Raw genomic sequence first — 26,010 nt, 5'->3', positions numbered from 1 at the left:
CAAAATAAATTTAGTAGTTCGTTTTACCTCGCACTTTTGTGTAAGCGTTTCAGTAAGTACAATATACCACTGCCTAGAAAACATGTAAACAACTTTTTTACTAGAATCAGTAAATTATTTTACAAAACTTTAATGACTAATTAGTACTCTTTCGTATCACTAATTCAGAACCGATAAATAAAGTTTTTACTAGTTTGCGTTTTTCAACGACTTGTTCAAGCAATAACTGAATACCATTTTTACAAATTTCCCTCATATCAATGTGGAAAGTAGTAAGCGGTGGTGACACATACTTCGCCACACTAATATTGTTAATGCTGACAAGACTCACCCGAGTGGGTATCGCAATTCCATGTTCATTTAACGCTTGAAGGCAACCTACCGCAATCGGGTCTGCAGCAATAAAAAATGCTGTCGGCAGCTGATCTCCAAGTTGTTCAATGGCCTGCTTCATCAAATTATAGCCAGTATCAACAGAAAATCCCCTGCGGTGGAAAACAAATTGCTCTTTTAGTAATCCTTGTTTCTCCATATACCGGCGAAACACACGCTCCCGCAAATCCATTTCATCCTTATCACTATTTGGATTGTGATACGTACCGCCAATAAAACCAATCTCGGTATGACCTTTTTCCATTAAGAAATCCACGGTTTTTCTCGTTATTTGCGGCAGATCAGGTCTGACAGAGTCAAAATGATTCGGATCAGGAGAAGTATCCAAAAAGACCCCATTCGACGTAATGCTTTTTAGATATGCCAGTTCTTTGTTTGAAAAAGTACCTACGGCTATGAATCCTTCAATCGAATCTGGAATTTGGTGAATGCCGTCAGAAATTTTGTAGGTAATCAATTCTACATTGAATAGGCTTGCCATTTTTTCTAACTCAATGCGCATTGCTTTAAAATAAACATCTTCCAATTCCTCAATATCTGTTAACCAATATAAAAAGGCGATATTTTTAACCAATAATCGTACCGTTTTTCTACGGTAGTTAAGCTCTTCAGCCACCTCATAAATTTTTTCACGCGTTTCATCTGATACAGAAAGGCTTTGGTCATTGTTGAGAACCCGAGAAACGGTGGAAGTAGAAAAACCCGCCTTTTCTGCTATATCTTTTATCGTTGCCATCTGCGTTACCTCCATTTATTCTTTATCAAAAGTGTATTTTATTTAGTAAACTTATTTACTAAATTTTACGACAGTATCTACAAAAATTCAAGTAAATTTTCCATAACAAACATATAGACATACCACTAAGCTAATCGGTATACTTTTGATTTGAAATCAGTTTACAAGGATAGAGGGGAACAAAGTGAGTCGATTACAAAAATTATTACTCATTATCCATGCGTGTTACGGTTTAGCCACTACGATGTCAGGTTTGTTCTTAAACCTTTATTTATGGAGACTTTCAAATGATCTAACAGTCAATGCCTCCTTTATCCTGGTAACCTTCTTTTTTGGAACAGTATCTTTTGCTGTTGGTGCTTTGCTTTCAAAAAGGACCGACCGTATCTTTAGTTTTCAAATCGGCATAGGCTTAACAGCGATTTTTTACTTACTTGTTATTATTTTACAAGAACAAACCGCTTCTTATCCGATGTTAATCGGTATTTTGAATGGAACGGCTGCAGGTTTCTATTGGTTAGGCTATCTCGTATTGATTTACGACTTGGTAGACAATCATTCCCGCTCACAATTTATGGGTAAACAAATGGCCGTCTTTGGCGTAGTCAATACATTTGGTCCCGCATTTGCAGGATTTATTATTTCTAAATTGGATTTAATGGGCTACAATCTTGTGTTTGCTCTTTCTCTGTTGTTATTTTTAACGGGTCTACTCCTTAGTTTTCGCCTTCCAAAGGATAACTCTGCCAAAAAGCCTTTGTATCTACCGTTATTATGGAGATTTAACACCAGAAAGCCAAATTTAAAACCAATGTGGATGGGATGGTTCATTTGGGGAATTTGTGAGGGGTTACTAGGTTTCTTCCCAACAGTCATCTTATTTATGAATGTAAACAATGAATTCCTTGTGGGAATCAGTTCGATTTTGTTTGGGAGTGTCGCTGTCCTTTCAAGTCTATGGCATTCAAAGTATAACCATCGAGAAAGGGAACCTTATACCTTACTTATCGTCTGGATCATGTACTTCATAGCTTGTATCCCGATGATTCTCCATATGAATATCTGGACCGTATTTATCTTCCTAATCGTAAATGAGATCAGTAAAGCACTATTAGGCGTTACCTATTTTAGCTTTATGTTTAGAACAATTAAGGACTTACCAAAGTCGGGACTTCGTACGGAATCAATGGTAATGAGAGAAATTATGTTGAATATCGGTAGAATTCTTTCTGTTATCACGTTTATCGGACTTTACCTTTTTGCTCAAGAGCTGATCTATTACTACTTGCTAGTTGCGATCTTTATACAAGGACTATTGTTTAAAATTATTTCAACTGAAAGAGTGGGATTTGTTTTTAGGAAAGGTGTTAAGATAAAGCATGAAGTATAGACAAAAACAGCAGCGAAAGTTCGTTGCTTTTTTTTATTTTGATTATACCTTCCTTTGCATTGACCAAGACGACTTCCCTTATTCCATTTCGGTCACTCCAGACACCTGCAGTGACCGAAACTCTTCATCTTTTTTCTTTTCGGTCACTCCAGAGACCTTGCAGTGACCAAGACTCTTCATCTTTTTTCTCTTCGGTCACTCCAGACACCTTGCAGTGACCAAGACTCTTCATCTTTTTTCTCTTCGGTCACTCCAGACACCTTGCAGTGACCGAAACTCTTCATCTTTTTTCTTTTCGGTCACTCCAGACACCTTGCAGTGACCCAAACTCTTCATCTTTTTTTTTTCGGTCACTCCAGACACCTGCAGTGACCGAGACTTCTTCTCTTTTTCCATTTCGGTCACTCCAGAGACCTTGCAGTGACCAAGACTCTTCATCTTTTTTCTCTTCGGTCACTCCAGACACCTTGCAGTGACCCAAACTCTTCATCTTTTTTCTCTTCGGTCACTCCAGACACCTTGCAGTGACCGAAACTCTTCATCTTTTTTCTTTTCGGTCACTCCAGACACCTGAGGTTAAAAAATAGTCCTGCCAAAACAAAAATGCCCCCTATAAAAGTGCCACTTATTGTCTATCTATAGGTTAGTTTTATGATTCCTCCGAAACTGCATCAGAGAATAAATAACCTGCCACCTGAATACCCATTAAAAAGAACATCATTGCCTATTCATCTTGAGGGGGATGGAATGAATGAAATATAAAAAGCAGGTTTATTGTTTTTTATTATTTTTAAGCTTTATCCTCATGTTTATGAACTATATGCTAACGGGACTTGCACTGTTTTTCCTTATTGGCTTCATTCTAGAGCCTGGAAAAATGAAACCCAACGAAAAGTGGCAACGTTTTTACCAGGGAGTGATGATGAAAAAAAATAGAAAAGCGCTTACACTTATGATGCTTTTAGGTATGGTGGTACTAGCTTTCACCCACCCAAAATTGAATCTGATTATCCCCATATTTTTCATCGCCATGATGATATCGCCTTACAAAAACAAACACCATACCACCGATTATGATTTTGATGATTATTAGGAATAAATACTCATCAGTGGTGATACAAAAAATTCGAATCAACTTTAATAATAATACCCATAACCTCCTCCAGAAACAGGGTTATGGGCATTTACCCCTTCAAACGGTATAAGAAGGTATTCTACTTCTACACACAATCACTTCCCGAGTAAATCCCCCCTTTTTCGCAACTCCTCTGTCTAAAATTTCAAATCCTGCTTCGAGAAGTACTTCATCAACCCGTTCAACGGTCACCACGACAACTTTGTCTGCAAACCTCCGGGCACTTTGAAGCATTTCAAGCTGCTCCTCAGGTGATAGGACGGAGCACAGGTTGTAGGGTAAATCGATAATCGCGACATCATAATGATTGGTGATATTTTGCATATCTAGGAACTTCACTTCGCAAGAAAGCCCAAAGTGTTTGATGTTCGCTCTTGTTCCGGCGAGAATCACTGGGTTATTGTCGCTCCCCACAATATCAATGCCCATCGACAGGGCTTCAACCAGGACCGTCCCAATTCCACAGCATGGATCAATCACTTTTACCCCATTTGGGTCTGGAATTGCGATATTCACTACTGCTCTTGCCACACGCGTGCTTAGTGCGGTCGAGTAATGATTAGGCTTCTGTTGATGGCGAAACCAAACCGATTCACCTTCCACATAATCACCAAAAATCCATCTACCATTTATGTTCATGACACCATATAAACGCTGAGGCTGCTGAAGATCCACTACACCATTGATTTGCAAACCAACTTCTCTCTCAATCGCACGCCTTCTCTCGAACGTTTCCTTCACACTGCCGTTTTTTACATACAGTACTTTAAATGTTTCTCCGGGTACGTGTAAGGTTGCGACATTCACAAGAAGGTCTTGGAGACTATCCCCTTCATAAATCACTCCAATCCGTTCCTTCATAAACGGACTTCGACTAGGATCTATTTTTACAGCGCTTTCTAAAATACTCGTTTCAGACTCACACCCAAACAATGAGCGCATCTCCAACGCACGCAATGACCGTTCATCCTCATAACTGGCGTATGTATAAATAAAGGTATCCACTATTGTTCTCATCCTTTTCTATAATAAAAAGGCAATAGGTTTCCCTACTGCCTTTTAGTCTTTATCTAAAAAATACCTTGTCGATATTATACTTCGACTTAAGTTCGTTAATAATGTAAGTCTCATAAATTTCTCTATGTGTCGGATCCTCGATTACACAAACTTCAATTTTGGTGACTTCATCTCGATGATTTTTGATTGGCGAAACGGTATCCTCAAAATGCTTTTTGATTCTAGGGCGCAACTTCCGAGCTTTACCCACAAACAATAACTCATCATTTTTATTATAAAACATGAAGATACCACCCTTTTCACGAGTGATAAGATGAAATTCAGTAAAACCATAAATATTGCTCATCTCTGGATTGTCTTGTTTCGTAATGGTAACGTCTGGCTTTGGAACGGTAATGTTAATCAAGCAGTTCACTTCCTCTTTCTACAGTGCTTTAAATAATATCACAAATCTACATATAATACTATTTCCTTGGCAGCAAACATTTAATCTCACTTACCTTAAAAAGCAAGCAAAAATTAAACTCCCTTCATATAAAAGGGAGTTTAATTTTCTTTACACCGCATAGATACTGCTATATTCACTTCTTTTTTTATGTATTTCATAGTACTACTTTAGGTGATTCATTTAAGAAGATAAGACCCACTGGTTTAATAAATCATCTAGCTTTTTACTTAGACTAACTGTTTCTGTAGCAGTAAATCCTTTGGTAATACCTACAGAAACCATCATTTTTCTCAAGCTTTCGATCTGCTCCATTAAGTCTTCGTTTGTCATTATAAAAAACTCCTTATCTAAGTCTTATTACTTATAAAAATAGTACCCTAAAAAACGATTATAATGAAATAATTTCTATCATCAAATCTCGACAGCGTTCTTCCTATACCCACAGTAATTATATAGTGGTAGTGGAATTTGTCATTTATAGTAGAATATTTCTTTAAAAAATTGCTTGTAAGGTTTTAATAGTTAAAATTCTGGCAGCTGCTTTTGCATATAGTAGAGAAATCACAATTTTAAGGTGGTGTTCAGGATAACCAGTATCCAGGAAGTGACACATGTCCTCTCCAGCCTTGATCATAAACGGGCCAAAAAGTGGCTGGGCAACGACCTTATCAAGAAAACCATCGCGAAAAGTTATGATTATTGGCTAGAGGACACCAAAATCCCCATGTCCTTGACTGAATTTGTGTTGCAATATCTCGAACATGCCGAGTATCTAGGTGAATTATTTGTCGATGATTAACTTCTTAAACTTCGCGGATAATGAAGAAAATTACTTTGCTGTATCAGAGAAAAAATAATGATACGAAAAAGGTAAATCACTGTGATTTACCTTTTTTAGTGGGCAACGATATTAACATTCATAAAGTTCAATAGGCAGCCCATCGGGATCTGCAAAGAAGGTAAATTTCTTTTGTGTCCAGGGATCTATTCGAATATCCTCTACTTTCACTTCCACGGAGGTGAGGTACTGAATTGCCTCTTCGATATTTTCCACTTCAAACGCCAAATGCCTCAATCCTGCTGCCTCTGGATAATTGACCCGAACTGGAGGGTCCGGAAAAGAAAACAATTCAATTTGGTATTGTCCATTTACCTCTAAATCAAGTTTATACGATTCCCTTTCCTCACGATACACTTCCCTTATAGGAGTAAGCCCTAAAATCCGTACATAAAAGTCTTTTGAAACTTCATAGTTAGAACAGATCACTGCAATATGGTGTATCTTCTTTAATTTCATCTAAATATCCCCTCTTCTTTCGCCTATTCATTAACAATATATATGAACGATTATTTTATTGAAAGTATCCGAACATTCGACGACTTTCTTCTTCTTATAAATTTATTTTCAATCACCATGTCCTTTTACCCGACTTTTCTATATATAAAGGGTGAAAGGAGGTGATAACAATGGCAACAGCAGTTTTAGAAACAACTAAGTTACGTTTGGTATTCCAAATGGGCATTGATGATGATGGTAAACCGCTTTTAAAAGCAAAGACCTTTAACAACATTCAGAAGTCAGCTACTACCGATCAACTTTATCAAGCAGCACAAGCCGTAAGTGGTTTGTCCAATGACAATCTTAGCAATGTGGAGAGAGTCGACAATTCTGATTTACTAGCGTAATGGAAAAATAGATGATGATAGGAGGTGAATGTAATGGCTAAAACATTAGAGTTGGAATTTGTTACAGAGTTAGGTAAATCTGCTCGTCTTTCAATAGAAAATCCGAAGGAACCGATTGAGGAAGGTGTTGTGAAGCAGGCAATGGAAGAAATAATCGCATCTGGAGTATTTACTTCAGCAACAGGTAATTATGTTTCAGTAAAAGGAGCGCGCGTAATCGATCGCAATGTTATGGAGTATGAGATAGTTTAATCTAAGGAGGCCGGTTTCAGGTAGAAACCGGTCTCTTTTATTTGAGGTAGGTAGTCGTAATATTTAACAACCCCGTCAACCTTTGTTAATAGTTTGTTCATGATTAGGTAGTAAGATATTTTTATGAGAAGACCTCCTAAGTCCATCTCTCATACCATCCTTTTTCATAGATTCGGCATTATGCCGAATCTTTTTTTATTAATCGTCCGTCTTACTCTTGTCTGCCTTTCTTATCTCCCAGTCGAAATACAATGCCCCCAGACCGAAAACAATAGTGAACATTAAGAGCTCTGCTCCGAAACCATCGTAGATGTTAAATTTTCCTATAAAAAATAACACGAAAATAGTGATGGCACTGATAAGAAAAAATGAAGAAAAACCCTTGCAAAGCATTACATTCTCGGCTCTTTCTTCTGCCAGTCTCTCTTCTTCACTTAAGCTTTCATCTACAAAAAACCAACTGACTACTTTTTCCTTGAATTTATCTTTTTTGCTCATTCTTGCACCGTAACCCCTTTTTTAAAATTCTTGTATATTTTGGTAATTACTTCTTACGGGTTCCTAAACGTAAAAGTTTCACAAAAAAATATATCTATTAAAAGCTCAACGATATTATACAAATTAAATGGATAAATCCATTGTATTTCGACATTTTGGAAAACTACTGCATCCTAGAAATTCTCCTCTTTTTCCTTTCCTTACGATCATAGGGCTGCCACATTTGCTACAGGTTCCATTAAAACTGCTAGATTTAGACTGAATCATCTTTGACGGAACTTGCGTTGCACTGCCCGGATTTAATAAGAGAATATACTCAACCAACTCATCCCTATCCACCAGTAACACCTGTCCTTTATCCGCTAGTCCTCTTGCAGCTTTGGTAAAATAGTTATTCGAAACAACCCATGCTTCATCCGCCTGATAGTAAGATTTTGCCCCCATAACTTCTTGAACAGCTATTATGCCTACATCTTTCGAATATCGTTTTGCTTGGACAACAATCTTTTTTCCATCCTTCTTAAGCAACAGGTCAGCACCAAAATCGCCACTGGCACTCGTTACTTCTGCAGCATATCCTCTAGAAATGTAAAGTTCCTTGAGATAATGCTCAAATTGAATACCATCCATTTTGTCAATATCTTCAATGCCAGAGTTTCTCAGCCGCTCAATTTTCTTTTTATTTTTTAATACAGCCAGGACAATCATTAATAGTAGGACTGCACCTACACTCACTCCTGTTGCATAAAGGTTTTGGGTAAGCTTAAAAGAAGCCATGGCCACCAATATAAGTAACAATTTTATCCCATCTTCTAATTGTCTTTGTTGCTTTTTTGTTCTTTTCTTACTCAAGTAAATTCCCCCATTAGAAACATACTTTAGGCATGCTCCTTTCATATCGACCAATACTATTATTCTACCATTTTTCACCAATTACAACCTATCATCTTCCATCTTTCCTCCTATTTCAGCTAAAATTCCATCTCTATGTCTATTAAAAAGAAGATAAGTTGTAATCCACTCTCAAATAACGACAAAATTTTCCCTATGAAGTATAGTAAAATAGTAGTGAAAAAATAAATAAAAAGTAATATAATGGAAATTCATTAGTTAATATTAATAAATTTTTGGAAGCAAAAGATGGAATATATGGTTTCGGAGGGAAGCGTTATGGGAAGTACCGTTAATAAATCAGAATTAGAACTGGATAAACGATCAGGAAAGTCACCTAAATGGTATGGGAACTGGAAGTTTATTGCAACAAGTATCGTCATTATTATTGCACTTGTTTTTGCGGCAATCAGCTATTACCAAACCACTCACTTTAATGCACATATCTCAATTAATGACATAAACGTCGGTGGAATGACTGCCGATCAGGCACTTGAAGAGTTAAAAACATCTGTACTAAAAAACGAAGTGTATATTGGGCATCAAAAGTTAGTAGACGGTAACGATACGTCGATGGGTATTACCGATAAAGATTTGCCCGCAGTGAAAAAAGTATTAAAAAACCAGAAGACACTATTCCCTTCACTAAAGGAAAAAGCTTACTCATTAATGCCAAGTAACCCAGATCCGTATCGGAGCCAAGAGTTGAAAACACAAGTGGAAGAACAACTCTTATCAATGAATAAGAACCTAAAAGTACCTAAAGACGCGGATGTTTACTTGGAACAAGGAAAAATTATTGTTTCACCAAGTGAAGATGGCGAACAGTATGATGTCGCCAGCCTATTAAAGGAATTTGACGAGCAGAAGTTTACGAGTAATGTCCAGCTTAATCCAGTCTTTATCCAGCCCATCAAGGAAGACAGTCCGCTTGTAAAAGACAAGGAGAAAAAGCTGCAAGAACTCCTTCAACAATCGGTTGATTATAAGGTACAGGATAAAGTTCATACACTAAAGGGCAGCGAATTAATTAAAAATGCCACGGTGTCAAAAGATTTGAAGGTGACTATTGACCCAAGCGATATTCATAAGAAAATCGCTGAAATAAATAGTACTCAATCCACATTAGATAAAGATTTCACATTTAAGACCCACTCAGGTTCCGTCATTTCCGTTAAAGGACAAGGCTACGGCTGGGCATTAGATGTGGACAAAGAAACAGAACTTGTAAAGGCAGCTTTTGAAATAGAAGAGAAATCGATTGCCGCTTCAAATATAATCGGACATGGCTGGAGTAATGAAGGCTACGGGTATGAAACCACAACCAACTATGGCATCGGTGATACCTATGCGGAAGTATCGATTGCAGAACAACGTATTTGGATTTACAAAGAGGGGAAATTAGTCCTAACCACGAATGTTGTGACCGGCAAACACGTCACTGGTGAAGATACATCACCAGGAGTTTGGTACATCCTGTTTAAAAGAACACCTTACACACTTAAGGGCAGTGCTGTTGGTAAAGCGAATTATGAGGTTGAGGTAGATTACTGGGCTCCGTTTACAAACAGCGGACAAGGGTTTCATGATGCCAGCTGGCGCACAAATTGGGCAAGCAATGCGTATGTAGCAGCTGGATCTGGTGGCTGTGTCAACGTTCCAGTTAATGTAATGAAATCCGTTTATGAAAATCTAAGCACCCACGAGCCCGTTGTCGTCTATTAGGCAAAGAATATGAATCAGGAATCGATTATGATTTCCTGATTTTTTTATTCAGTTACTGTTACTACGTTCTATATAAACAAAAAATAAAAACCCTCTTTCAGTTGAAAGGAGTTTTCCATGTAAGTCATAGTTTCTTTGATCTTTTACCAGACATTAATCTGGTTTTCAACCCGCAGCATAGCAGCCTCTGGTACATTTACGGTCTCCTTTACCAATGAGACCTCTAATCTATCATCGTTGTCAAAAATCAGGATAAGCTTTTGACCGTTGTGTACTTGAAATTCCTTCACTGTGCGATTAATAAACGAGCACAAGGAATCCCTGTAGCCTATGGTACCATTTTCATAGACCTTGCCATCGACAACTGAAATGGGCAGTGAATAAGTAGTTAACGTTCCATTGGTCAACTCACCTTCAAAATAGAACTGCAAATAGTCTCGAATAAAAATAACGGAACAGACTTCTGAATTTTCTAATACTTTAATTTGCATATGATCCTCTCCGATTTTTTCATTTATTTGACTACCTTTTTAAAACTAATTCAGAAAAATGTACAAGTTCCTTTTTGGGATCTGGTTCCCCAGCTTTTATGATTTCGCAATATCCTGAAGCGTTTTGAAAAAGGATCAGATAATCTTGCCCCTGAAAAATAACAGGTATTTTATTCATTACTTATCACGTCCTTCATCTTTTGGCTTAGTATATCTGATTATTTTTCACATGTCTGTGGATATTTTGTTACTATGCAAAGGTGTGTTAACAAACTGTGTCATGTCACTTTGAAAAATAAAAAACTGCCCTCACCAATCGTGGGGGCAGTTACTGATTTACTGAACCTAGTCCAGCCACAAATCATTTTTTCTATTACTTAACTGACTACTTTTTTAAAATATTGATAAACCTTTTCCAGTTTTTGCTCTTGTTTTCCCTTTGGGCTTTCCATATTTCCAAATTCAAAGAACCTCACTTTTTTGATTCCCACAAAATTAAATAAGGCCCTTTTCATTAGAATTTTATGGGCATTATTCAACCAAAGAAAAGGATAGTGAGTTGGTCCCTTCATGGTAGACACACATACAACCGACTTTCCTTTTAAAAGACCTTCTGGGATAAGCCCCTTCTTAATCTTTATAAGCAAAGTTGGAAGCAAATAATTGATCGATATATCCCAAAAGCATTGCGGGAGGCCTTCCCCACCAAATCGGATAGATAAAAACAATTTTGTCAGCCCAACTAAGTTGTTGTCTATATTTTTCAATAGCAGGGTCGGTATGCATATCACGTCTTCGCTTTTGCCCATTAAACACTAAAAGGGGGTTAAAACCCTCATCATATAAATCTAACACCTGAACCTCTTTTATATTCGGATTCTGTTGACAGCCTTTGATAACGTTTTGTAAAAATGCATAATTTAAACCATTATGATTGGGATACGTATACACGATTAGCATTCTCATACGGCACCTCTTAATTATCATCTGATAACTAAATTTTAACACCCTTATTATTAGTTATCAAGTGATAATTGTTTTTTGATAACTATTTTGTTATCTTGTCATTAAGAGGTGAGAGAATGGACAAGAAAGAACTTTTCTACAAACTCGTATCATTTACAACTTCCGTTCATCGTGTAACAAATGAATTAACGAAAGATGCTAAGCCACATTCAATCTCGCAAGTTCAATATAATATTCTTGAATTTATTGCCGTTAGTCAACCGGTGACAGCTAGTGAAATTAACGATTGTCTACATATGACTATGTCAAATACCAGTCGCGAGTTGAGCAAGTTAAGCGAAAAAAAGTTAATCGAAAAAATAAGCGATAGCAAAGATAGACGAAAACAATACATTCGCCTTTCGCAAGACGGGGAAGTAGCAATGAAGGAAGCATTCGCTACCATTGAAAGCCGGTTCCTTGATCGGATACAAAATGCTTCGAAAGAGGATTTAGAAGAGATTGGACATGCAATCGATATCCTTCAGGAAAAATTATTTTATTAATTATTTCGGTCAGAAGTTAGAGCTTTTTACCAAGAGAAATGGGGAATCTTATTTAAAGGTATAACACATAAATATAATATCCCTTAAAAACAATAATAGGCAGAAACCTTACTCAGAAATAGTGGGTTTCTGCCTTTATGTTTGAAGAGACTTTTGAAACTACTTAATTGCCTAATATGGAGGAGTGCTTTAATTCATTAATTAAATCCTTTATGCCATCTATTATTTAAAAAAATTAAAATTGATATTTATTTGCGGTTAACACTAGCATAAAATCGATCTCTTACACGTTTTAGCCTTGCATGGTAGTTAAGAATATCCAGTCGTGCCTTTTCTGCTTCAGGAGCAATCGGTCTCAGGTTTTCAATGTCCCAATAGTCCACAATGACATCCAGTACTTGATCAAAATATTCAAGCGGTCCGTAATTGGCTTCCTTTGCAATAATGGCCATTCGGTCTTCAAAATCAGGCATGACAGTCCCGGGCATCTGAAAATTCTTAATCACATAACCCAGATAGTAGCAATAATTCGGTTCCAATTGCAGGTGTAACTTGATGACATCACGATAAAAAGCATAATGCAGCGTTTCATCCTTGGCGAGCCTTCTTAGGAGCGTAGCCAATTCTTTATCATGAGGTCCTGCTACCTTCGCAACATTGTAATAAAAAACCATGGTTGCGAGTTCCTGGAGCGACGTATAGACCATCGTCTCGAAAGGGGTATGGAAATCTGGCTCCCACCCTCCTTCTACCGTCTGCTTGTGCAATTGACGAATGCGATTAGGATCTGCGTTTCTTGTAATCAAAAGGTACGTTTCCAATAGGTTGGAGTGCTGATCTTCTTCTGCAGTCCAGGTATGAACAAAATCCTTAATCACAGAAAGCGATCCTTTGAAAGTTTGGTCTAGATGGGAGGTAAACCAAGGTAGATTTACCTCTGTCAAAAGAGCCGTCTCAACTGCCGTTACCACACCTGGCGGCAGTGATACCTGTTCAGGATTCCAAGGTACCCTTCGGAAATCCTGCGCTTTATCCCAAGGCAAGAAATCATGATAGCCCCAATCTATTTTGGCAGCCCTTCGTTTGTGTTCCTCATATAATTCCTTTAATTGCGGTTCAAGTCTAAAGTCTAAATGGTTCGTTAGCAACTATTGCACTCTCCTTTTCACTACTTTACAGTATTACTCTATTAAATCATAAAATTAACAAGATTCCGATTTTTAGGGCTTCTTTTTGAAAAGTAATGAATGGGACCAGCTATAAAACAAGCAATGTTAACAACCCAGTAACATCCAATCTTTAAACGATAAAAAAAAGATGGCAGAAGTTACATTACTTAGGCGGTAATAAGTTCAGACATCTTTTTTCTAAAAAACCTTGGTGAGCTATTGATTTAGTTAGAGCAGATTAAATATAAGGTATTACATCTCCTTCTATCAATGCCTTTAAATTTGCTAAAGACTGCTCGAAGCCTCCTGAGTTAATTGTAACTCTTGTACGATTGCTCTCCTCCTCTAACCTAATAGAAATAAGCGTTTGGTGAGAATCCAAGTAAAGGGAAAACTCCTTATAAGGACTTATATTTTTAATGGTTAACGACATTGGCAGTTTCTCTATAAGATTATTATGAACACTAGGCATTAACGTAAACGTAACTTTTTCTCCGACATTTAGACTGGGAATTTCCCAAGGGGAACCTGGTACATACCATTTTGAGAGCATTTCCTCATCTGTGATAGCATTCCAAACTGTTTCTATACCTCCATTAATCTTAACATAACTTATATCCATTGCTTCACCCATAACGTCCTCCTGTAATTAGAATGAATCTATTCTACTACTTCCTTATTATTTTTCGTCTTCTTCACTACATATAGTAAATATAGACCCATCAGTAAATAAGTGGCCATCATGCTGGTAATGAGTTGTGTTTCTGTAGTGAGAGCAGCGAAGGAAAGCAGATAGGTTGGGAGGTGAAGTGCAACTAAGGTTACTAGCAACACCGCTGTTTTTGCCCAAACGGAAAAGAAAATGATAAAACATAGAAAAATAAATCCAATGAGTAAACTGCCTGTAAAACCAAAATCAATAACCGGCGTTTTATACATTGAATCAACTATTAATATAACCCCGATAAATAGCATACTAAACATAATTGGTAACATAAAAATTAAAAACTCTTTAATTTTCGAAACTTGATTCTTCGCTACAAAGCGAAAGGCATACATAACGCCCACAAGGAACAAGATACTATTGACAATCGTTCCTATAATTTTTAACAAACTATAGCTTAATGGACCTTTTATAAGGTCACCCAAAATCGTAAATGACATCGCACCAATGATAATGAGTGGAACATATTTTGCCCAAGCCCGATAGTCATTCTTCATCTCACTCGATATGCTCAACATATATTCTTTTGGAGAGGCACCGACAATTTGATCAATGGATTTGCCATTTTGTTCGGCTTCATATAAATGAACCTCAAGTTCTTCGGTAATCTCTCTAATCTCTTTGTCGTTCTTCCCACTCGAAAACAGGTATAGCTTTAAATCATCGATAAATTTCTCACTTTTTTTGGATAGTTGATAGTCCACCAGGTTCTCCACCTCTCCCCTCTATAATAACGGCATTCACACATTTCTCTAACTGAAACCATCTAGTTTGAAAATCATTTAATTCCTGCTGCCCCTTGCTGGTTAACGAATAGTACTTTCTCTTTGGGCCGGCTGTTGAGTTCCTAAGGACAGACGTAACAAGTCCTTCACGCTGCATTCTCATTAATAATGGATAGATGGTCCCTTCACTAATCGTATCAAAGCCATACTCACTTAAACTTTCAGCCATCTCATATCCATAACATTCTTTCCTAGCGATGATGGCCAAGAGGCACCCATCCAAAATTCCCTTCATCATCTGTGTTTGTGACATTTTTTCACCGCTCTCACTATCTTGTATTGCAAGGTATATATTTAGTATATGTTAGTATACCTTGCAATGCAAGAGTATTGATGGATAATATGACCAATTTGTCTAAACCACGCAAAAAAGAGAGTAGCCACCTGTGCTCCCCCCTTAAGTGATTATTTTAAACCCGGAGCTTTTGTAATTTCACTAAGCTTAGAATTGATGGCCAAGATCTTTGCGTTAACATTTGTGATTCCAAATTCAGCCAATCTCATTGTGTGCATGTCTAAATAGGTTTGAGCTGTTTCTTTTGTTTCAAATATATAAATCCCGCCCGCTACGTTTGTTTCGGGACTCTCTGTCCAGATTTTCCACATGAATCCTTCTTCTTCATTAATACTTTGTGCTAAACCAGAAAACTCCGCCGCCATTTCATCTCCGAATGGTCCATTCATGGTAAAATCCACTTGTAATACGTATGCCATAAGTCATTCTCCTTTTTATTTTGTAAAATAAGATTCCCCTAGAATTTCTTTCTTCTGATAACTGCCTAGTGAAAGTTCTTTTTCAACAAAAGCGTTAATTTCCGATTGTTCAACACTGTACATGACTTCAATTTCTTTTGAAAATAACAGTTTTTCTTTTTCAAGTAAGCTAGTAAGAGAAGGTTGTGGGTTTGGCTGCAGGTCTTCCTTGCTTAGAACCTGCTTTAATCCATCGACATAGGATTCAAACGGACGTCCGCCAACAATCTTTACACCTTTGTTATCTTCATTGATCATAATAATCGTTGGAAATCCTCTAGCACCAAGACTTCTTGTAAGCGCAAAATCCTCATTTAATAGTTGTTGTCCTACTGGCTGTTCCGCTTCCTTTACAATTGCTTCTCCATCAAGACCAAGTTGATTTACAATTTCAACCATAACGGATCGTTCTGAAATATTTTGATTGAAAGGGAAAAGAGCTTCTCTAGAGCGACGTAAATATTCATAAGCCAATGCATCATTATGATTTTTTTGAATTACTTTATAAACACGTGAAGGCGGGAAGGATGATTGCACGGGATTGTCAATCATGAGTGATCCATCTATAGGCATGCGTGAATGTTCTCCCACTTCCCTCCAGTGAGGAGCAACGTCTGCAGGCTTATAAATTCCGTTTGCAGGATCAATGGGTCCATCATGCCATTTTTCCAGCAATCCACCCATCACCGGATGGAAATTAAAATAGTGTCCATACTGCTCTTTAAAACGTCGAAGAACAGGTTCAATCGCCCAACAATGGGAGCAAATAGGATCCGTTACATAATAAACTTCAATCGACTTTTTGGGTTGATTAAAATCAATCATCTCCATTTCTTCCCCTCCTGCCACTCCACACACACCTGTTTCTAAATCACAAATCATATTATTGTTCTTCAATTAATATTCACTCCTCTTATAGTTGTTTGTATTTGCTTTATACTTGCATTGTATTAAATAATGAAAGAAATCAATACCGATAGTTCCTTAGATACGTCGTATATACAACACATTGATGAAATTGTTTAAAAAGTAGGAGTGATTACAAAATGACTCAATCAAAGACCGATCCTCGAGTTCTCCGTACCCGCAGATTAATTATGGATTCATTCATTGAACTTTCTGCTAAAAAAGAATTTAAGGATATTACCGTAAAAGATATTACAACTGAGGCAATGATAAATCGTGCCACATTTTATTATCATTTTGAAGATATCTATGACTTATTAGAGAAGGCATTATCAGAAGTTTTGTTAGTTAATTTGAATAGGGATTTCTATAAGAATGACATTCTTAATGAAGAAGCGTTCGTTCATATTTTCATAGCGGTCACCAATTTTCAAAAGTCTTTATCCAATCGTTGTCATCGAGGATACGAAGATACCATTGCCCGAATTATTCGAGAACAGCTTGAAATGATTTTTTACAAAATGTTCGGAAATCAAAATGCAACAGCAGAAGATGAGGCATTAAAACTTAATGCTGTCATACTAAGTTGGGGGATTTACGGGGCTTCTGTAGAATGGAAGCGTATGGGGATGAAAATCCCGCCGGAAGAATTTATTAAACCAGCCATTCCTTATTTACTGTCCGGAATAGAGTTTGGAGCATGATAACATTGGTCAACATACACCCCTTTCCGACAAAGTCTGCTAACCATCTATCCAATTAATCGTTTGATTAAAACAGCCTTACCCCCTTTAAAAAAACGAATTTTGAATTGTTTTCCGGGAAATTTTTTGTCGAGGACAAGATTCCTTTCCTAAATGTAAGTTCCAAAATTCATCATCAAGGGTTAGATTGTTACAATCGTAGACGATTTAAGACAATAATTATTTTAATCAAACGATTGATTCAAAAAAAAAAGCCATTCCGCTCAAATGGTTGGAATGGATTTCTCATTTTAATTTTCGTTCTTTGTCGCCAAATCGTTTTCGTTCTTTGTTGTGAAATCGGGTACGAGCCAATGGATGAGCAATCCCGCAATGGTAGCGTAGGCGATACCATTATGAGCTAATCCAATTCCTATAATGAAGATGATCGCAACAATGACTAAATTTTTCATATTAGCAAGACTTACTTTTTCCTCAATGAGATGACGGATCCCCATTGCAGCAATCATACCAAACAACAAGATACATATGCCGCCCATCACGGCAACGGGAATGGATTGGATTACCGCTCCAACTTTACCGAACAAGCCAAGAAGAATCGAAAGAACCGCAGCGCCTTGAATAATCCTACTGGAGAACTGGCGTGTGATGGCTAGAACCCCGAGGTTTTCAGCATAAGTGGTTTGCGCCGGTCCACCGATGAATCCGGAGAAAAGGGTAGCAAGACCATTCCCCACAAGAATACGCCCGAAGCCAGGGTTTTTTGTTACGTCTTTTCCAGTGATTTCGTTTAATACAAACATATGACCTAAGTCTTCAATAATGGTAACAAGTGCAATCGGTGCCATGCCAAGGATGACAGCCCATGTGAACTCCGGCATCACAAAATGCGGCAGCGCGAAAACAGGTGCATCCGCAATGCTTTGAAATTCAACATAGCCGCGCACAGCAGAATAAACATACCCGACTAAAAGTCCGATGATGATCGGAAAGAGACGGATCACCTTGGTGCCAGCTATTGTCGCAATAATGGCAGCAAGAAGGCTCACGATGGCAGCATCCCAACTTACCGATGCCATATTGGTGACAGCCGTTGTCGCCAAGGCAAGCCCGATAATGCTGACAACCGGTCCGACGACGACTGGCGGAATCACCTTTCGCACTTTTTCAAAGCCAACAGTTGCTATAATGAGTGATACGAGTGCATAAACAACGGATACACTGATAAGACCAGCCACGGCTTGACCCGGTGAGTTCAACTCCCCAACATACAACGCAAGTGGAGCAATAAAAGCAAAGGATGAACCTAGATAAGTAGGTACCTTTCCGCGTGTAATAAGATGGAAAATCAACGTTCCTACACCACTGGCAATAAGTGCACTTCCTGGGTCAAGACCGGTGAGGGCCGGCACCAAAACGGTTGCACCAAACATCGCAAACAAATGTTGAAATGATAATGGTATTGCGCTTAGAAACTTTTTCAACTCTGTTTCCCCCCTCATTAACAAGATAATGCTACGATTATCAAATAATATGCGATTTGATATAGCCTTATGACTCTTGTACTATTTAGTACAGTCACTGAAAATGAGAGATATTTGATCTTTTATTAACATCCTAGATCGCTACATTTTGATTTTGCAAAACAAACCTATTATCCTTCCATCCTAAAGTGTTCAAAACATACCCTAAAGAATCCGCATTATATCTTCCTGCAATTTTTTGATACGCCAAAAGCTCATACACTCTATTTGAATCAAAATCTACGGGATATAAGCCGCTTAGAGGATTTACGAAACCAGTAATAGGACTTTTCAGTTTACCGTTTGCATCATATATTTCATTTAAATACTCAGCACCTCTTGTTGAAATGTCTATTAAGTACTTTTTATTATTAATCTTACTGACCACTTCCACTTTGAAATGGTCTTGATACGTAACTTCATATTGGTATTGCTCATTGTATACATTGAAATCAAATAGTAATTGAGGGGTATTTTCCAAAAAAGAATAAATATAGTGGTACATGATTCCCCCGCTGCCACCTGTAGCAATACTTATTAAAATATCATCTACTCTATTGCCAGTAAAATCCCCCAAGAATATCGTAGGATTGTAGCCGGCATTTTCACGAAGCGGAACATTTCTTACCTCGCCAGTCCTTCCATCTTGAACATTCAGGGTGATATTTTGGGTAAATGGACTAGCTGGGGTCTTGATTCCGGTTAAATAGACATTATCAGGTACTCGATCCCCCGTTACATCACCACGTGCAAACGCAACAATACTGTCCTGATTCATCGTTGTCCTAGAATAATAGTTATACATAGCATACTCCTTTTCATGAGGACGACCCTCATCTTTTTCAAACGGTCCATTATCCAGCCTTCATTAAGAATATCTAATTACTTGCATCATAAAATTAATAAGACCAACTGAATTAAAAATTAAGATATTATACGCTCCTCGCTCTCGAAGTTTCCGGAGGATTGGATTGGGTTAAGGATTCATCAAAATGGAGGGGAAATAATGAAGAAATACGGTTCTTTTTCGGGAACAGTGACAATGATTCAGGATTATTTAGCAGGTTCAGATGAGGAGTTAAATGGATGTTTTAAATTAATGTCCTTAGTAGGAGAAGAGGGTTCAATCGTAAATTTCGTTATAAGTCCAACAACGTATTTTCTTGACCGTGTTATGGTTTCAGTTGGAGACCATGTAACGGGTTATTATGATGTCAATGTACCTGTTATTCTTATTTACCCGCCACAATATCAAGCACTCATAATTGTAAAAAATAACCCTTATCAAAATGTAAAGGTAGACTATTTTAACAGCCAGCTCGTGAGTAGCGATGGTCAGTTACAATTGAATATCTCCAGTTATACTCCTTTATTATTACAAAACGATCAATCTTTTACATTGAGTCCTGCTAACCGAAATCTTCTTGTTGTATATGGCCCTGCCACATTCAGCATTCCAGCCCAAACGACACCCTATAAAATAATTGTTTTGTGTTAATTTGAGGTACCATGGGGACGGTTCTCATGGTCAAACTGCGATATACTTCAACACTACAGCCACCCTTTGTTTCAATAAAATGATATGAGACGGGGTGCTGTTTAATAAAAATCTGGAGGAGGAACTTTCAAAGATTTATCGAAATGTAAATTTAATACAAATCCCACAAGGAGGTAGAATATATGGCCAATCCACTTTTAAGGGGGATGGAAGGAGTTTTTATACCTGTTAAAGACCCGGAACGATCAGCCAAATGGTATGAAGATATATTGGGATTTAAAGTAATCTACATAGAAGAAGAGGCAGCTGTAATGAAGATTGGAGAACAATCTCCGACAGTAGTATGTCTGGTTAGAACGTTAAATCATCAACCAATGAAGTTTCCAGAAAATAAATTTGGGGTGGGGAAATATTATAATTTCATTCCTACCGATATAGAAGAAACCCACAAACTGTTACTCCAAAAGAATGTAAAAGTGAATCCGATTGGTGGAGAAGGAACCACAAAATTTTTTACTTTCTATGATCCGGATGATAATCCTTTAGGAGTTTGCCAATAGATTTTTTATAATTGAAGAAAACTAGAATACAAGTGATGTTTAATCATTGGGAGGATCGTTGATGGAATGTAAAACAGTTAAGAAAACATTCAGAGTTTTAGGCATAAAAGGCAGTGGAACATTTGCTCATTTTGGTACTGAGATTCCAAAACTTGCCCAACAATTTCTAGGTCGTTTAGATGAAATTGAAAATCATTCGGGTACTGAAATAGCACTCTTCGAACCTAAAAGGGATGCCGACCATCTGGAAGGTAACTATTATGTAGGAGTAATGGTTAATGAGCCTCTAAATAAAGTTCCAGTTGGGATGGATTATATCGAAACGACACACGACTATGTCACGACAAGGGGCGAAATAAATAATATCGGTAACTTACATAACATTTTATTGAAGTGGACAAATAACCAAGGATATAAAAGGGATCTTGAAGCTTATATTATCGAAACCTACCATCCAATGGAAAATGGTGTGGAAGAAGTAGAGATTTATTTACCAATCACAACATGAATGACACCGCAGGGACGGTTCTGGTGGCTCAAAAAGCCACCAGAACCGTCCCCCTGTCATGTTTAAGCCCAGTTTCCATTTTTAAACAGGGGAACTTTTCTTCCATCATGATATTCAGCTTCTATCTCGAGGTCGGCTGAACCAATCATAAAGTCAGTGTGTCCATTGCTATGGTTAATGCCTTTTTTCTCATAATCCTCTAAGCTTATATTTTTAGCATCATTAAGTGCCATGGAAATGGCGTTTCCAATCGCCAGGTGGCAAGAGGCATTTTCATCAAACAATGTATTATTAAAGATAATACCCGAATTCGAAATCGGTGAATCATGTGGGACGAGCGCTACTTCACCAAGGTATAACATACCTTCATCCATACTAAGAAGCTGTTTTAACGTCTCGTATCCTTTTTCTGCAGAAAAATCCACCACTTTTCCTTCTTTAAACGTGAGTGTAAAGTTCTCGATTAAGTTTCCTAAAGCAGATAAAGGTTTTGTACTAGCGACAGTACCGTTTACTCCTAATTTATGAGGAGTCGTAAACACTTCTTCTGTTGGAAGGTTTGGAATGTAGGTGGTACCAAAAGTGGATTGATGTCCACCACCTATCCATTTATGATCAGGATGTAGATCGATTGTAAGATTTGTTCCTTTTGATTTATAATGAAGCGTCTTAAACTTTTGTTCGTTCAGATAATCCACTTTCTTTGTAAGGGTAGCTGAATGTTCCTGCCACGCAGCGATTGGATCTGGTTGATCGACTCTTACTGTTTTAAAAATCGCTTCCCATAAAGCAGATACGGCTTCATCTTTTTGCAACTCTGGATAAATACTTACTGCCCAAGCTTCCGTTGGTACACCGATGATCGCCCAGGGCACTTCCCCCCTTAGTCTTTTTTGAGACAAGGTTTGCAGTTTTTCAGCCCCATTTTTTTGAACGTACATAATACGTTCAGGTGGGATATTTGCGTATGCACTAGGATCGGTACCTGCAATATATAGCATACAATCATTCTGATCTGCCAGGCTATTGAACTTATCAATTTCCCATGGTTGGATGAAATTTTTTAAAACGTCATCCGATGCGTTTAAATAATGTATTCTATTCAAATCAGTATCAACCCAGTCGACAAACACTCGACTACACCCGTATTCATAAGCATATTTCGTTACTCTCCGTGTGAAATCAGCACTTTCAATAGGAGAATTGATTAGTAATCTCTGTCCTTTTTGAATGTTTAGACCTATCTTAACTACGAGTTCAGCATATTGATCCAACTTCTCTTCAAAACTCTTCATGGTACTCCTCCTCAAAAAAAATAGGTGCCATGGGGACGGTTCTCATGGCTCAACTGCGATATACTATAACACCACCACAACTCTTTGTTCAAAGAAAACCCAGTTTCATAACAACAATATTCTGCATCAGAACACGCCATTCTCATTAGGAGAATTCTCCGGTATCTGCTGACCCACATCCCATAGTTCGACGATAAGGTTGTTATGGAAGCGGAAAATATGGACAACAGCTATCCCAAGGTCATTTTGGTTTTGCTTTACATGAGAGTGAACGGCCACAAGATCCCCATCTCCCATTACACGTTTTACCTCAAGGACTTTATGAGGATTCTTGATAGCGTTCTCTTTCATTGCGAGCATTAGAGAGTTAGCATCTCCACGGAAATAGGGATTATGATGGCGGAAATCCGATCCAGTGTACCTTTGGTATGCTTCGTGCACTTCCCCCGATGCAGCCAGTTGCAAAAATAACACAGCCTTCTCTTTTAGAGAATTCTTCATTACAAATCAACCTTTCTTTTAAGAGGTGTCCTTGTTATGTAACAAACTTTTTAAGGTATAAGCTTCTGCATTGAGAAATGCAATTAGTTTCATTATATATCCAATTTATTGATTTTTCACTCATACAAAAAAGAGAGGCTAGAAAACCTCCCCTTCTTCCTCACCATGAAACGACGATCCACTCATCCTGCTTTTCAATTGTAAAATCATCGCCAAATTCCTGTGGACCTACCAAGTGAATACTTTCTCCCGTTTGAGCTACCTGTTTGATACCTTCTATAATTTTTTCTGCAGTCTCTCCTTGATCTACCATCAAATCACATAGAATATCAATATGGTTTGCCGTAGCACTGGCAACCCCAGTGCTCATACCGACGAGCACCTCTTCATCTTTCATAATGGCAAAAACATCAGAATATGGAATCGCATAAAGAGTTGCCCCATATTTCTCCGCAACACTTATCCATTCCTGAAATTTCTCTTCATGCATCAAATTAATATATTTCGTATCTCCGATCATTATGTAATCCTCGGCAGGTGTTTCTTCCTTTGCCTCCACTAGAGGTTCCGAGGATTCCTGTGATAGGGTTTGAATTTCAGGTTCCTCTTCTTCTACCGTTTGAGAAGAAATTATACTTTCGTTTTTAACATTGTTATTATTTACACTGTTTGTCAGTTGAATATCTTGACTGCTCTCAATCATTTCATTTTCAGTAATCAATTGGGTTGGCTCTAAGGTGATAGTTTGTGGAGGTAATTCATTGGTAGTATCTACCTTGCTCTGAGAAACATCTTCTGAAGAACACGCAGCCATTAACATCAAAAAAGTGATCAAAATTAAACCATGCTTCATCTTTATATTACCTCCCAAAATTAGCTCTATCTATTAAACGTTTCAAACATTGAAAACGTTTCCTGTTTTCGTGAAAATAGTCCAATAGTTACAATCTCTTAAAAATTGAACCACTCCAATACGACCAATTAATAAAAACTAAAATAGAGATGCAAGTTATCTACTCCCCTTTTAATTACCCACCTTTACAAGAAATTAAACGACCAATTTTTTTAAAAAATAGACCTACCCTCATTCCAAGAACAAGCCTTCCACCTTACTTCAAAATAAAATACAAAACCATCAATAAAACCGAAACTCCTTGTCCAACTGCTAGCCCCATCAGCCACTTTTTAAACACTCGTTCTCTCCGGACACTACTTTCAACACTCTGCTTCCACTTTTCTTCCCACTTATCCTTTAAATCTCTTTGGACCTGAACAACCAGCTCATGTTGTTCCTGAAATTCGATTTTTTGTCTGTCTCTAACATACGTCAGATCCTTTAATATCATACCTAATCGTTCGCTCACCACTTCATATTTCACATTCAATACGGCCGACTGTTCACTCAAATCTTCCGTCAGTTGCCGAACAACCTTCAGCACCCTTTCACTCTCTTTGACGATAAACTCTTGATCTTCCTGCTGAAACCCTTTGGCATCAGCCAACAGTTTTTCCGTCTTCTCCATATATTCCTGGTATTGCTGGTGCCAAAAGGCAATCTTTTTTTCCAGTACCAGGATATTTTCATCAAACCGTTCCATCCCCTGATTAAACAACTGAGTCTGCGGGTCAAAGACCTCTTCCTTCAACTGATCACTAACCTGAACAGGAAAGGTGTTCATCGATCTCTGCATATTTTCAATAGACTCATAGACCTCTTCACTAAGTCCCGCAATAGTTTCTTCACGGTCTTTCATCAACTTCTTCAGGTCATCATAGAAAAGTTCGTTATTAATTTTCTTAAGTGATTGAATCGCCTCTTGATAGTTCTCATCAATGGTATTAGAAGTACTCATATCCAATAATCCTCTCCGCTTGCTTTAGAATAATTTGGCAGTACTGGTGATAGACCCAGCGTTCCTCATCAGAAGTATCCCTTGCGAACAACTTCTCCTGCCACCCTGCCACAGCTTTTACAAACTCTTCTTTTAAAATATCCTCCAGCACTTTGGGCCGCAGCGAATCCCGTTCCCATTCCTGCTTCGCTTTTTCCAACTTATCCTGGAGTTCTAAAAAACGCGCATCATTTTGCTTTTTCTTTTCCCGCAGCTCTAGTAACTTTTCTTCAGCTAATAACCTGTGCTCGTTCTTTCTATTAAATAGCTGCATGATCTCTGCTTTAGCATTCAGTTGAAACTGGTTAATCTGGTTGAAATAATATTCGTAAACACGATTGTTATTCCCTGCCAATGTATCATGCACAATCCGAAAATCCTCTTCAAAATTTCCTAGCTTTATATAGTGATCCAAGCCCCGGCCATGCTTCAAACCCAAACCCATTATTGGTGGATTGATTTCAAAATCAAACTTAGCGGTGGTAGCGGTATTCTCCATGCTCCGCGTCAACAACAGCCAAATCTCAGAAAGCTGCTTTTGATAAAACTCTAGCATTTCCATCTCAACCAGTTGATAACTCTCCATTAACTTGGATATTTTTCGTTCCTTAAATACTACTTGATTCTTTTTATCAAATTCAAACCTCTCATCTAACAAGCACTGGAATTTTTCCAACTGAATCTTATCCAAGCGCCCCAGTTCACCCTCGTAAAGCGCAACTTCCTTTTGCAAAAAATCAACGGTGGACTCCAAGTTTTCAAGCGTTCGCTGTTTATCCGGCATGCCTTCTTCCAACGTCTTCATCTCAATCTCTAGCTGCTCGAGTTCGAGACTCTTCTGCTGGCGAATGCCCTGCTCGATTTTTTTAATGAGCACAATTTGATTTTCAGGTTCATTTAGCCCCTGACCCTTCTCAACCTTTTGACCATCAAACCGCTCAATCGCATTGTAAATCCATTGGTCCTTTTCTTCCTCAAGCTTCCCAAGCAAATCGGCGACCAAACTTGCATTCACCATC

The 26,010-nt window shown here is 37.9% G+C and carries 32 protein-coding genes and 1 pseudogene; 10 read left to right on the top strand and 23 right to left on the bottom strand.

Annotated features, from left to right (window positions below):
* Positions 1 to 136: 136 nt before the first annotated feature.
* Positions 137 to 1,129: a galactan degradation operon transcriptional regulator GanR gene (locus QUG14_RS20955; protein ID WP_289342372.1), complete on the bottom strand. Its 993-nt coding sequence runs from the start codon at positions 1,127 to 1,129 to the stop codon at positions 137 to 139.
* A gap of 184 nt (positions 1,130 to 1,313) precedes the next feature.
* On the opposite strand from QUG14_RS20955, the gene QUG14_RS20950 reads away from it, so the two are divergent.
* A complete protein-coding gene (locus QUG14_RS20950) occupies positions 1,314 to 2,519 on the top strand; it encodes an MFS transporter (protein WP_289342371.1) in 1,206 nt (401 codons plus the stop codon).
* 280 nt (positions 2,520 to 2,799) lie between these two features.
* On the opposite strand, the gene QUG14_RS20945 is transcribed toward QUG14_RS20950, so the two are convergent.
* Entirely contained in the window at positions 2,800 to 3,009 is a 210-nt protein-coding gene (locus QUG14_RS20945; protein WP_289342370.1) for a hypothetical protein, read from the bottom strand.
* Between the two features lie 261 nt (positions 3,010 to 3,270).
* Between QUG14_RS20945 and QUG14_RS20940 the strand changes: the two genes are divergently transcribed.
* Positions 3,271 to 3,612, top strand: coding sequence for a hypothetical protein (locus QUG14_RS20940; protein WP_289342369.1), 342 nt, complete (start codon positions 3,271 to 3,273; stop codon positions 3,610 to 3,612).
* Between the two features lie 99 nt (positions 3,613 to 3,711).
* Here the strand turns inward: QUG14_RS20940 and QUG14_RS20935 are convergent, their stop codons facing one another.
* From QUG14_RS20935 to gloA2, 4 genes are all read right to left on the bottom strand, one after another.
* Positions 3,712 to 4,671 (bottom strand): TRM11 family SAM-dependent methyltransferase, encoded by a 960-nt coding sequence (locus QUG14_RS20935; protein WP_483310749.1) that lies wholly within the window; start codon positions 4,669 to 4,671, stop codon positions 3,712 to 3,714.
* 49 nt (positions 4,672 to 4,720) lie between these two features.
* Positions 4,721 to 5,077, bottom strand: coding sequence for a nucleotide excision repair endonuclease (locus QUG14_RS20930; protein ID WP_289342368.1), 357 nt, complete (start codon positions 5,075 to 5,077; stop codon positions 4,721 to 4,723).
* A 222-nt stretch (positions 5,078 to 5,299) separates the two neighbouring features.
* Positions 5,300 to 5,449: an aspartyl-phosphate phosphatase Spo0E family protein gene (locus tag QUG14_RS20925; protein ID WP_289342367.1), complete on the bottom strand. Its 150-nt coding sequence runs from the start codon at positions 5,447 to 5,449 to the stop codon at positions 5,300 to 5,302.
* A gap of 580 nt (positions 5,450 to 6,029) precedes the next feature.
* Complete coding sequence (gene gloA2 / locus QUG14_RS20920) at positions 6,030 to 6,416, bottom strand: SMU1112c/YaeR family gloxylase I-like metalloprotein (protein ID WP_289342366.1); 387 nt, start codon at positions 6,414 to 6,416, stop codon at positions 6,030 to 6,032.
* 170 nt (positions 6,417 to 6,586) lie between these two features.
* Here gloA2 and QUG14_RS20915 point away from each other — a divergent pair, with 170 nt between their 5' ends.
* Together QUG14_RS20915 and QUG14_RS20910 are read left to right on the top strand one after the other, a co-directional pair.
* The gene (locus QUG14_RS20915) at positions 6,587 to 6,805 is read left to right on the top strand and encodes a DUF1659 domain-containing protein (protein ID WP_289342365.1); all 219 of its coding nucleotides are present in this window, start codon (positions 6,587 to 6,589) and stop codon (positions 6,803 to 6,805) included.
* A 33-nt stretch (positions 6,806 to 6,838) separates the two neighbouring features.
* Positions 6,839 to 7,057 (top strand): DUF2922 domain-containing protein, encoded by a 219-nt coding sequence (locus QUG14_RS20910; protein WP_289342364.1) that lies wholly within the window; start codon positions 6,839 to 6,841, stop codon positions 7,055 to 7,057.
* Between the two features lie 198 nt (positions 7,058 to 7,255).
* On the opposite strand, the gene QUG14_RS20905 is transcribed toward QUG14_RS20910, so the two are convergent.
* Together QUG14_RS20905 and QUG14_RS20900 are read right to left on the bottom strand one after the other, a co-directional pair.
* Complete coding sequence (locus QUG14_RS20905; protein WP_289342363.1) at positions 7,256 to 7,555, bottom strand: hypothetical protein; 300 nt, start codon at positions 7,553 to 7,555, stop codon at positions 7,256 to 7,258.
* A 123-nt stretch (positions 7,556 to 7,678) separates the two neighbouring features.
* Positions 7,679 to 8,407, bottom strand: coding sequence for a restriction endonuclease (locus tag QUG14_RS20900; protein WP_289342362.1), 729 nt, complete (start codon positions 8,405 to 8,407; stop codon positions 7,679 to 7,681).
* A gap of 318 nt (positions 8,408 to 8,725) precedes the next feature.
* On the opposite strand from QUG14_RS20900, the gene QUG14_RS20895 reads away from it, so the two are divergent.
* On the top strand, positions 8,726 to 10,171 hold the full coding sequence (locus QUG14_RS20895; RefSeq protein WP_289342361.1) for a L,D-transpeptidase family protein: 1,446 nt from the start codon (positions 8,726 to 8,728) through the stop codon (positions 10,169 to 10,171).
* Positions 10,172 to 10,314: 143 nt separating this feature from the next.
* Here the strand turns inward: QUG14_RS20895 and QUG14_RS20890 are convergent, their stop codons facing one another.
* On the bottom strand, positions 10,315 to 10,662 hold the full coding sequence (locus QUG14_RS20890) for a hypothetical protein (RefSeq protein WP_289342360.1): 348 nt from the start codon (positions 10,660 to 10,662) through the stop codon (positions 10,315 to 10,317).
* Positions 10,663 to 11,039: 377 nt separating this feature from the next.
* Positions 11,040 to 11,628, bottom strand: a pseudogene (locus QUG14_RS20885) (NAD(P)H-dependent oxidoreductase).
* A gap of 116 nt (positions 11,629 to 11,744) precedes the next feature.
* Between QUG14_RS20885 and QUG14_RS20880 the strand changes: the two are divergent.
* Positions 11,745 to 12,173 (top strand): MarR family winged helix-turn-helix transcriptional regulator, encoded by a 429-nt coding sequence (locus QUG14_RS20880; RefSeq protein ID WP_289342359.1) that lies wholly within the window; start codon positions 11,745 to 11,747, stop codon positions 12,171 to 12,173.
* Positions 12,174 to 12,421: 248 nt separating this feature from the next.
* On the opposite strand, the gene QUG14_RS20875 is transcribed toward QUG14_RS20880, so the two are convergent.
* The 6 genes from QUG14_RS20875 to QUG14_RS20850 all read right to left on the bottom strand — a co-directional run bounded on the left by QUG14_RS20875 (position 12,422) and on the right by QUG14_RS20850 (position 16,501).
* Positions 12,422 to 13,321 (bottom strand): acyl-ACP desaturase, encoded by a 900-nt coding sequence (locus tag QUG14_RS20875; RefSeq protein ID WP_289342358.1) that lies wholly within the window; start codon positions 13,319 to 13,321, stop codon positions 12,422 to 12,424.
* A gap of 259 nt (positions 13,322 to 13,580) precedes the next feature.
* The gene (locus QUG14_RS20870; RefSeq protein WP_289342357.1) at positions 13,581 to 13,976 is read right to left on the bottom strand and encodes an SRPBCC family protein; all 396 of its coding nucleotides are present in this window, start codon (positions 13,974 to 13,976) and stop codon (positions 13,581 to 13,583) included.
* Positions 13,977 to 14,002: 26 nt separating this feature from the next.
* The gene (locus QUG14_RS20865) at positions 14,003 to 14,770 is read right to left on the bottom strand and encodes a DUF1129 family protein (RefSeq protein ID WP_289342356.1); all 768 of its coding nucleotides are present in this window, start codon (positions 14,768 to 14,770) and stop codon (positions 14,003 to 14,005) included.
* Positions 14,742 to 15,104 carry a PadR family transcriptional regulator gene (locus QUG14_RS20860; protein WP_289342355.1) on the bottom strand — a complete coding sequence of 121 codons (363 nt, stop codon included), beginning with the start codon at positions 15,102 to 15,104 and terminating at the stop codon, positions 14,742 to 14,744. The genes QUG14_RS20865 and QUG14_RS20860 overlap by 29 nt, the downstream gene beginning before the upstream one ends.
* 152 nt (positions 15,105 to 15,256) lie before the next feature.
* On the bottom strand, positions 15,257 to 15,565 hold the full coding sequence (locus QUG14_RS20855) for a monooxygenase (RefSeq protein ID WP_289342354.1): 309 nt from the start codon (positions 15,563 to 15,565) through the stop codon (positions 15,257 to 15,259).
* Between the two features lie 15 nt (positions 15,566 to 15,580).
* Complete coding sequence (locus QUG14_RS20850; RefSeq protein WP_289342353.1) at positions 15,581 to 16,501, bottom strand: DsbA family protein; 921 nt, start codon at positions 16,499 to 16,501, stop codon at positions 15,581 to 15,583.
* Between the two features lie 149 nt (positions 16,502 to 16,650).
* Here QUG14_RS20850 and QUG14_RS20845 point away from each other — a divergent pair, with 149 nt between their 5' ends.
* Positions 16,651 to 17,214, top strand: a complete 564-nt coding sequence (locus tag QUG14_RS20845) for a TetR/AcrR family transcriptional regulator (RefSeq protein WP_289342352.1) — start codon at positions 16,651 to 16,653, stop codon at positions 17,212 to 17,214.
* A 290-nt stretch (positions 17,215 to 17,504) separates the two neighbouring features.
* Here QUG14_RS20845 and QUG14_RS20840 read toward each other — a convergent pair whose 3' ends face one another.
* Together QUG14_RS20840 and QUG14_RS20835 are read right to left on the bottom strand one after the other, a co-directional pair.
* A complete protein-coding gene (locus QUG14_RS20840; protein ID WP_289342351.1) occupies positions 17,505 to 18,716 on the bottom strand; it encodes a solute carrier family 23 protein in 1,212 nt (403 codons plus the stop codon).
* 115 nt (positions 18,717 to 18,831) lie between these two features.
* Positions 18,832 to 19,542, bottom strand: coding sequence for a VCBS repeat-containing protein (locus QUG14_RS20835; protein ID WP_289342350.1), 711 nt, complete (start codon positions 19,540 to 19,542; stop codon positions 18,832 to 18,834).
* 201 nt (positions 19,543 to 19,743) lie between these two features.
* Here QUG14_RS20835 and QUG14_RS20830 point away from each other — a divergent pair, with 201 nt between their 5' ends.
* The 3 genes from QUG14_RS20830 (at position 19,744) to QUG14_RS20820 (ending at position 21,303) form a co-directional block, all read left to right on the top strand.
* On the top strand, positions 19,744 to 20,235 hold the full coding sequence (locus QUG14_RS20830; protein WP_289342349.1) for a hypothetical protein: 492 nt from the start codon (positions 19,744 to 19,746) through the stop codon (positions 20,233 to 20,235).
* A gap of 182 nt (positions 20,236 to 20,417) precedes the next feature.
* Positions 20,418 to 20,795: a VOC family protein gene (locus QUG14_RS20825; RefSeq protein ID WP_289342348.1), complete on the top strand. Its 378-nt coding sequence runs from the start codon at positions 20,418 to 20,420 to the stop codon at positions 20,793 to 20,795.
* Positions 20,796 to 20,856: 61 nt separating this feature from the next.
* Entirely contained in the window at positions 20,857 to 21,303 is a 447-nt protein-coding gene (locus QUG14_RS20820; RefSeq protein ID WP_289342347.1) for a GyrI-like domain-containing protein, read from the top strand.
* Positions 21,304 to 21,365: 62 nt separating this feature from the next.
* Here QUG14_RS20820 and QUG14_RS20815 read toward each other — a convergent pair whose 3' ends face one another.
* The 5 genes from QUG14_RS20815 to QUG14_RS20795 all read right to left on the bottom strand — a co-directional run bounded on the left by QUG14_RS20815 (position 21,366) and on the right by QUG14_RS20795 (position 26,009).
* The gene (locus QUG14_RS20815; protein WP_289342346.1) at positions 21,366 to 22,598 is read right to left on the bottom strand and encodes an aminopeptidase; all 1,233 of its coding nucleotides are present in this window, start codon (positions 22,596 to 22,598) and stop codon (positions 21,366 to 21,368) included.
* A gap of 126 nt (positions 22,599 to 22,724) precedes the next feature.
* A complete protein-coding gene (locus QUG14_RS20810) occupies positions 22,725 to 23,099 on the bottom strand; it encodes a nuclear transport factor 2 family protein (protein ID WP_289342345.1) in 375 nt (124 codons plus the stop codon).
* Between the two features lie 160 nt (positions 23,100 to 23,259).
* Positions 23,260 to 23,952, bottom strand: a complete 693-nt coding sequence (locus QUG14_RS20805; RefSeq protein ID WP_289342344.1) for a hypothetical protein — start codon at positions 23,950 to 23,952, stop codon at positions 23,260 to 23,262.
* 256 nt (positions 23,953 to 24,208) lie between these two features.
* Entirely contained in the window at positions 24,209 to 24,952 is a 744-nt protein-coding gene (locus tag QUG14_RS20800; RefSeq protein WP_289342343.1) for a hypothetical protein, read from the bottom strand.
* Positions 24,939 to 26,009 carry a hypothetical protein gene (locus tag QUG14_RS20795; protein ID WP_289342342.1) on the bottom strand — a complete coding sequence of 357 codons (1,071 nt, stop codon included), beginning with the start codon at positions 26,007 to 26,009 and terminating at the stop codon, positions 24,939 to 24,941. The genes QUG14_RS20800 and QUG14_RS20795 overlap by 14 nt, the downstream gene beginning before the upstream one ends.
* Position 26,010: the final 1 nt, after the last annotated feature.

The organism is Neobacillus sp. CF12, assembly GCF_030348765.1.
Taxonomy (GTDB): Bacteria; Bacillota; Bacilli; order Bacillales; family Cytobacillaceae; genus Neobacillus.
Note: the sequence above shows the minus strand (reverse complement) of the source record. Positions and strands in the feature narration are given on the sequence as shown.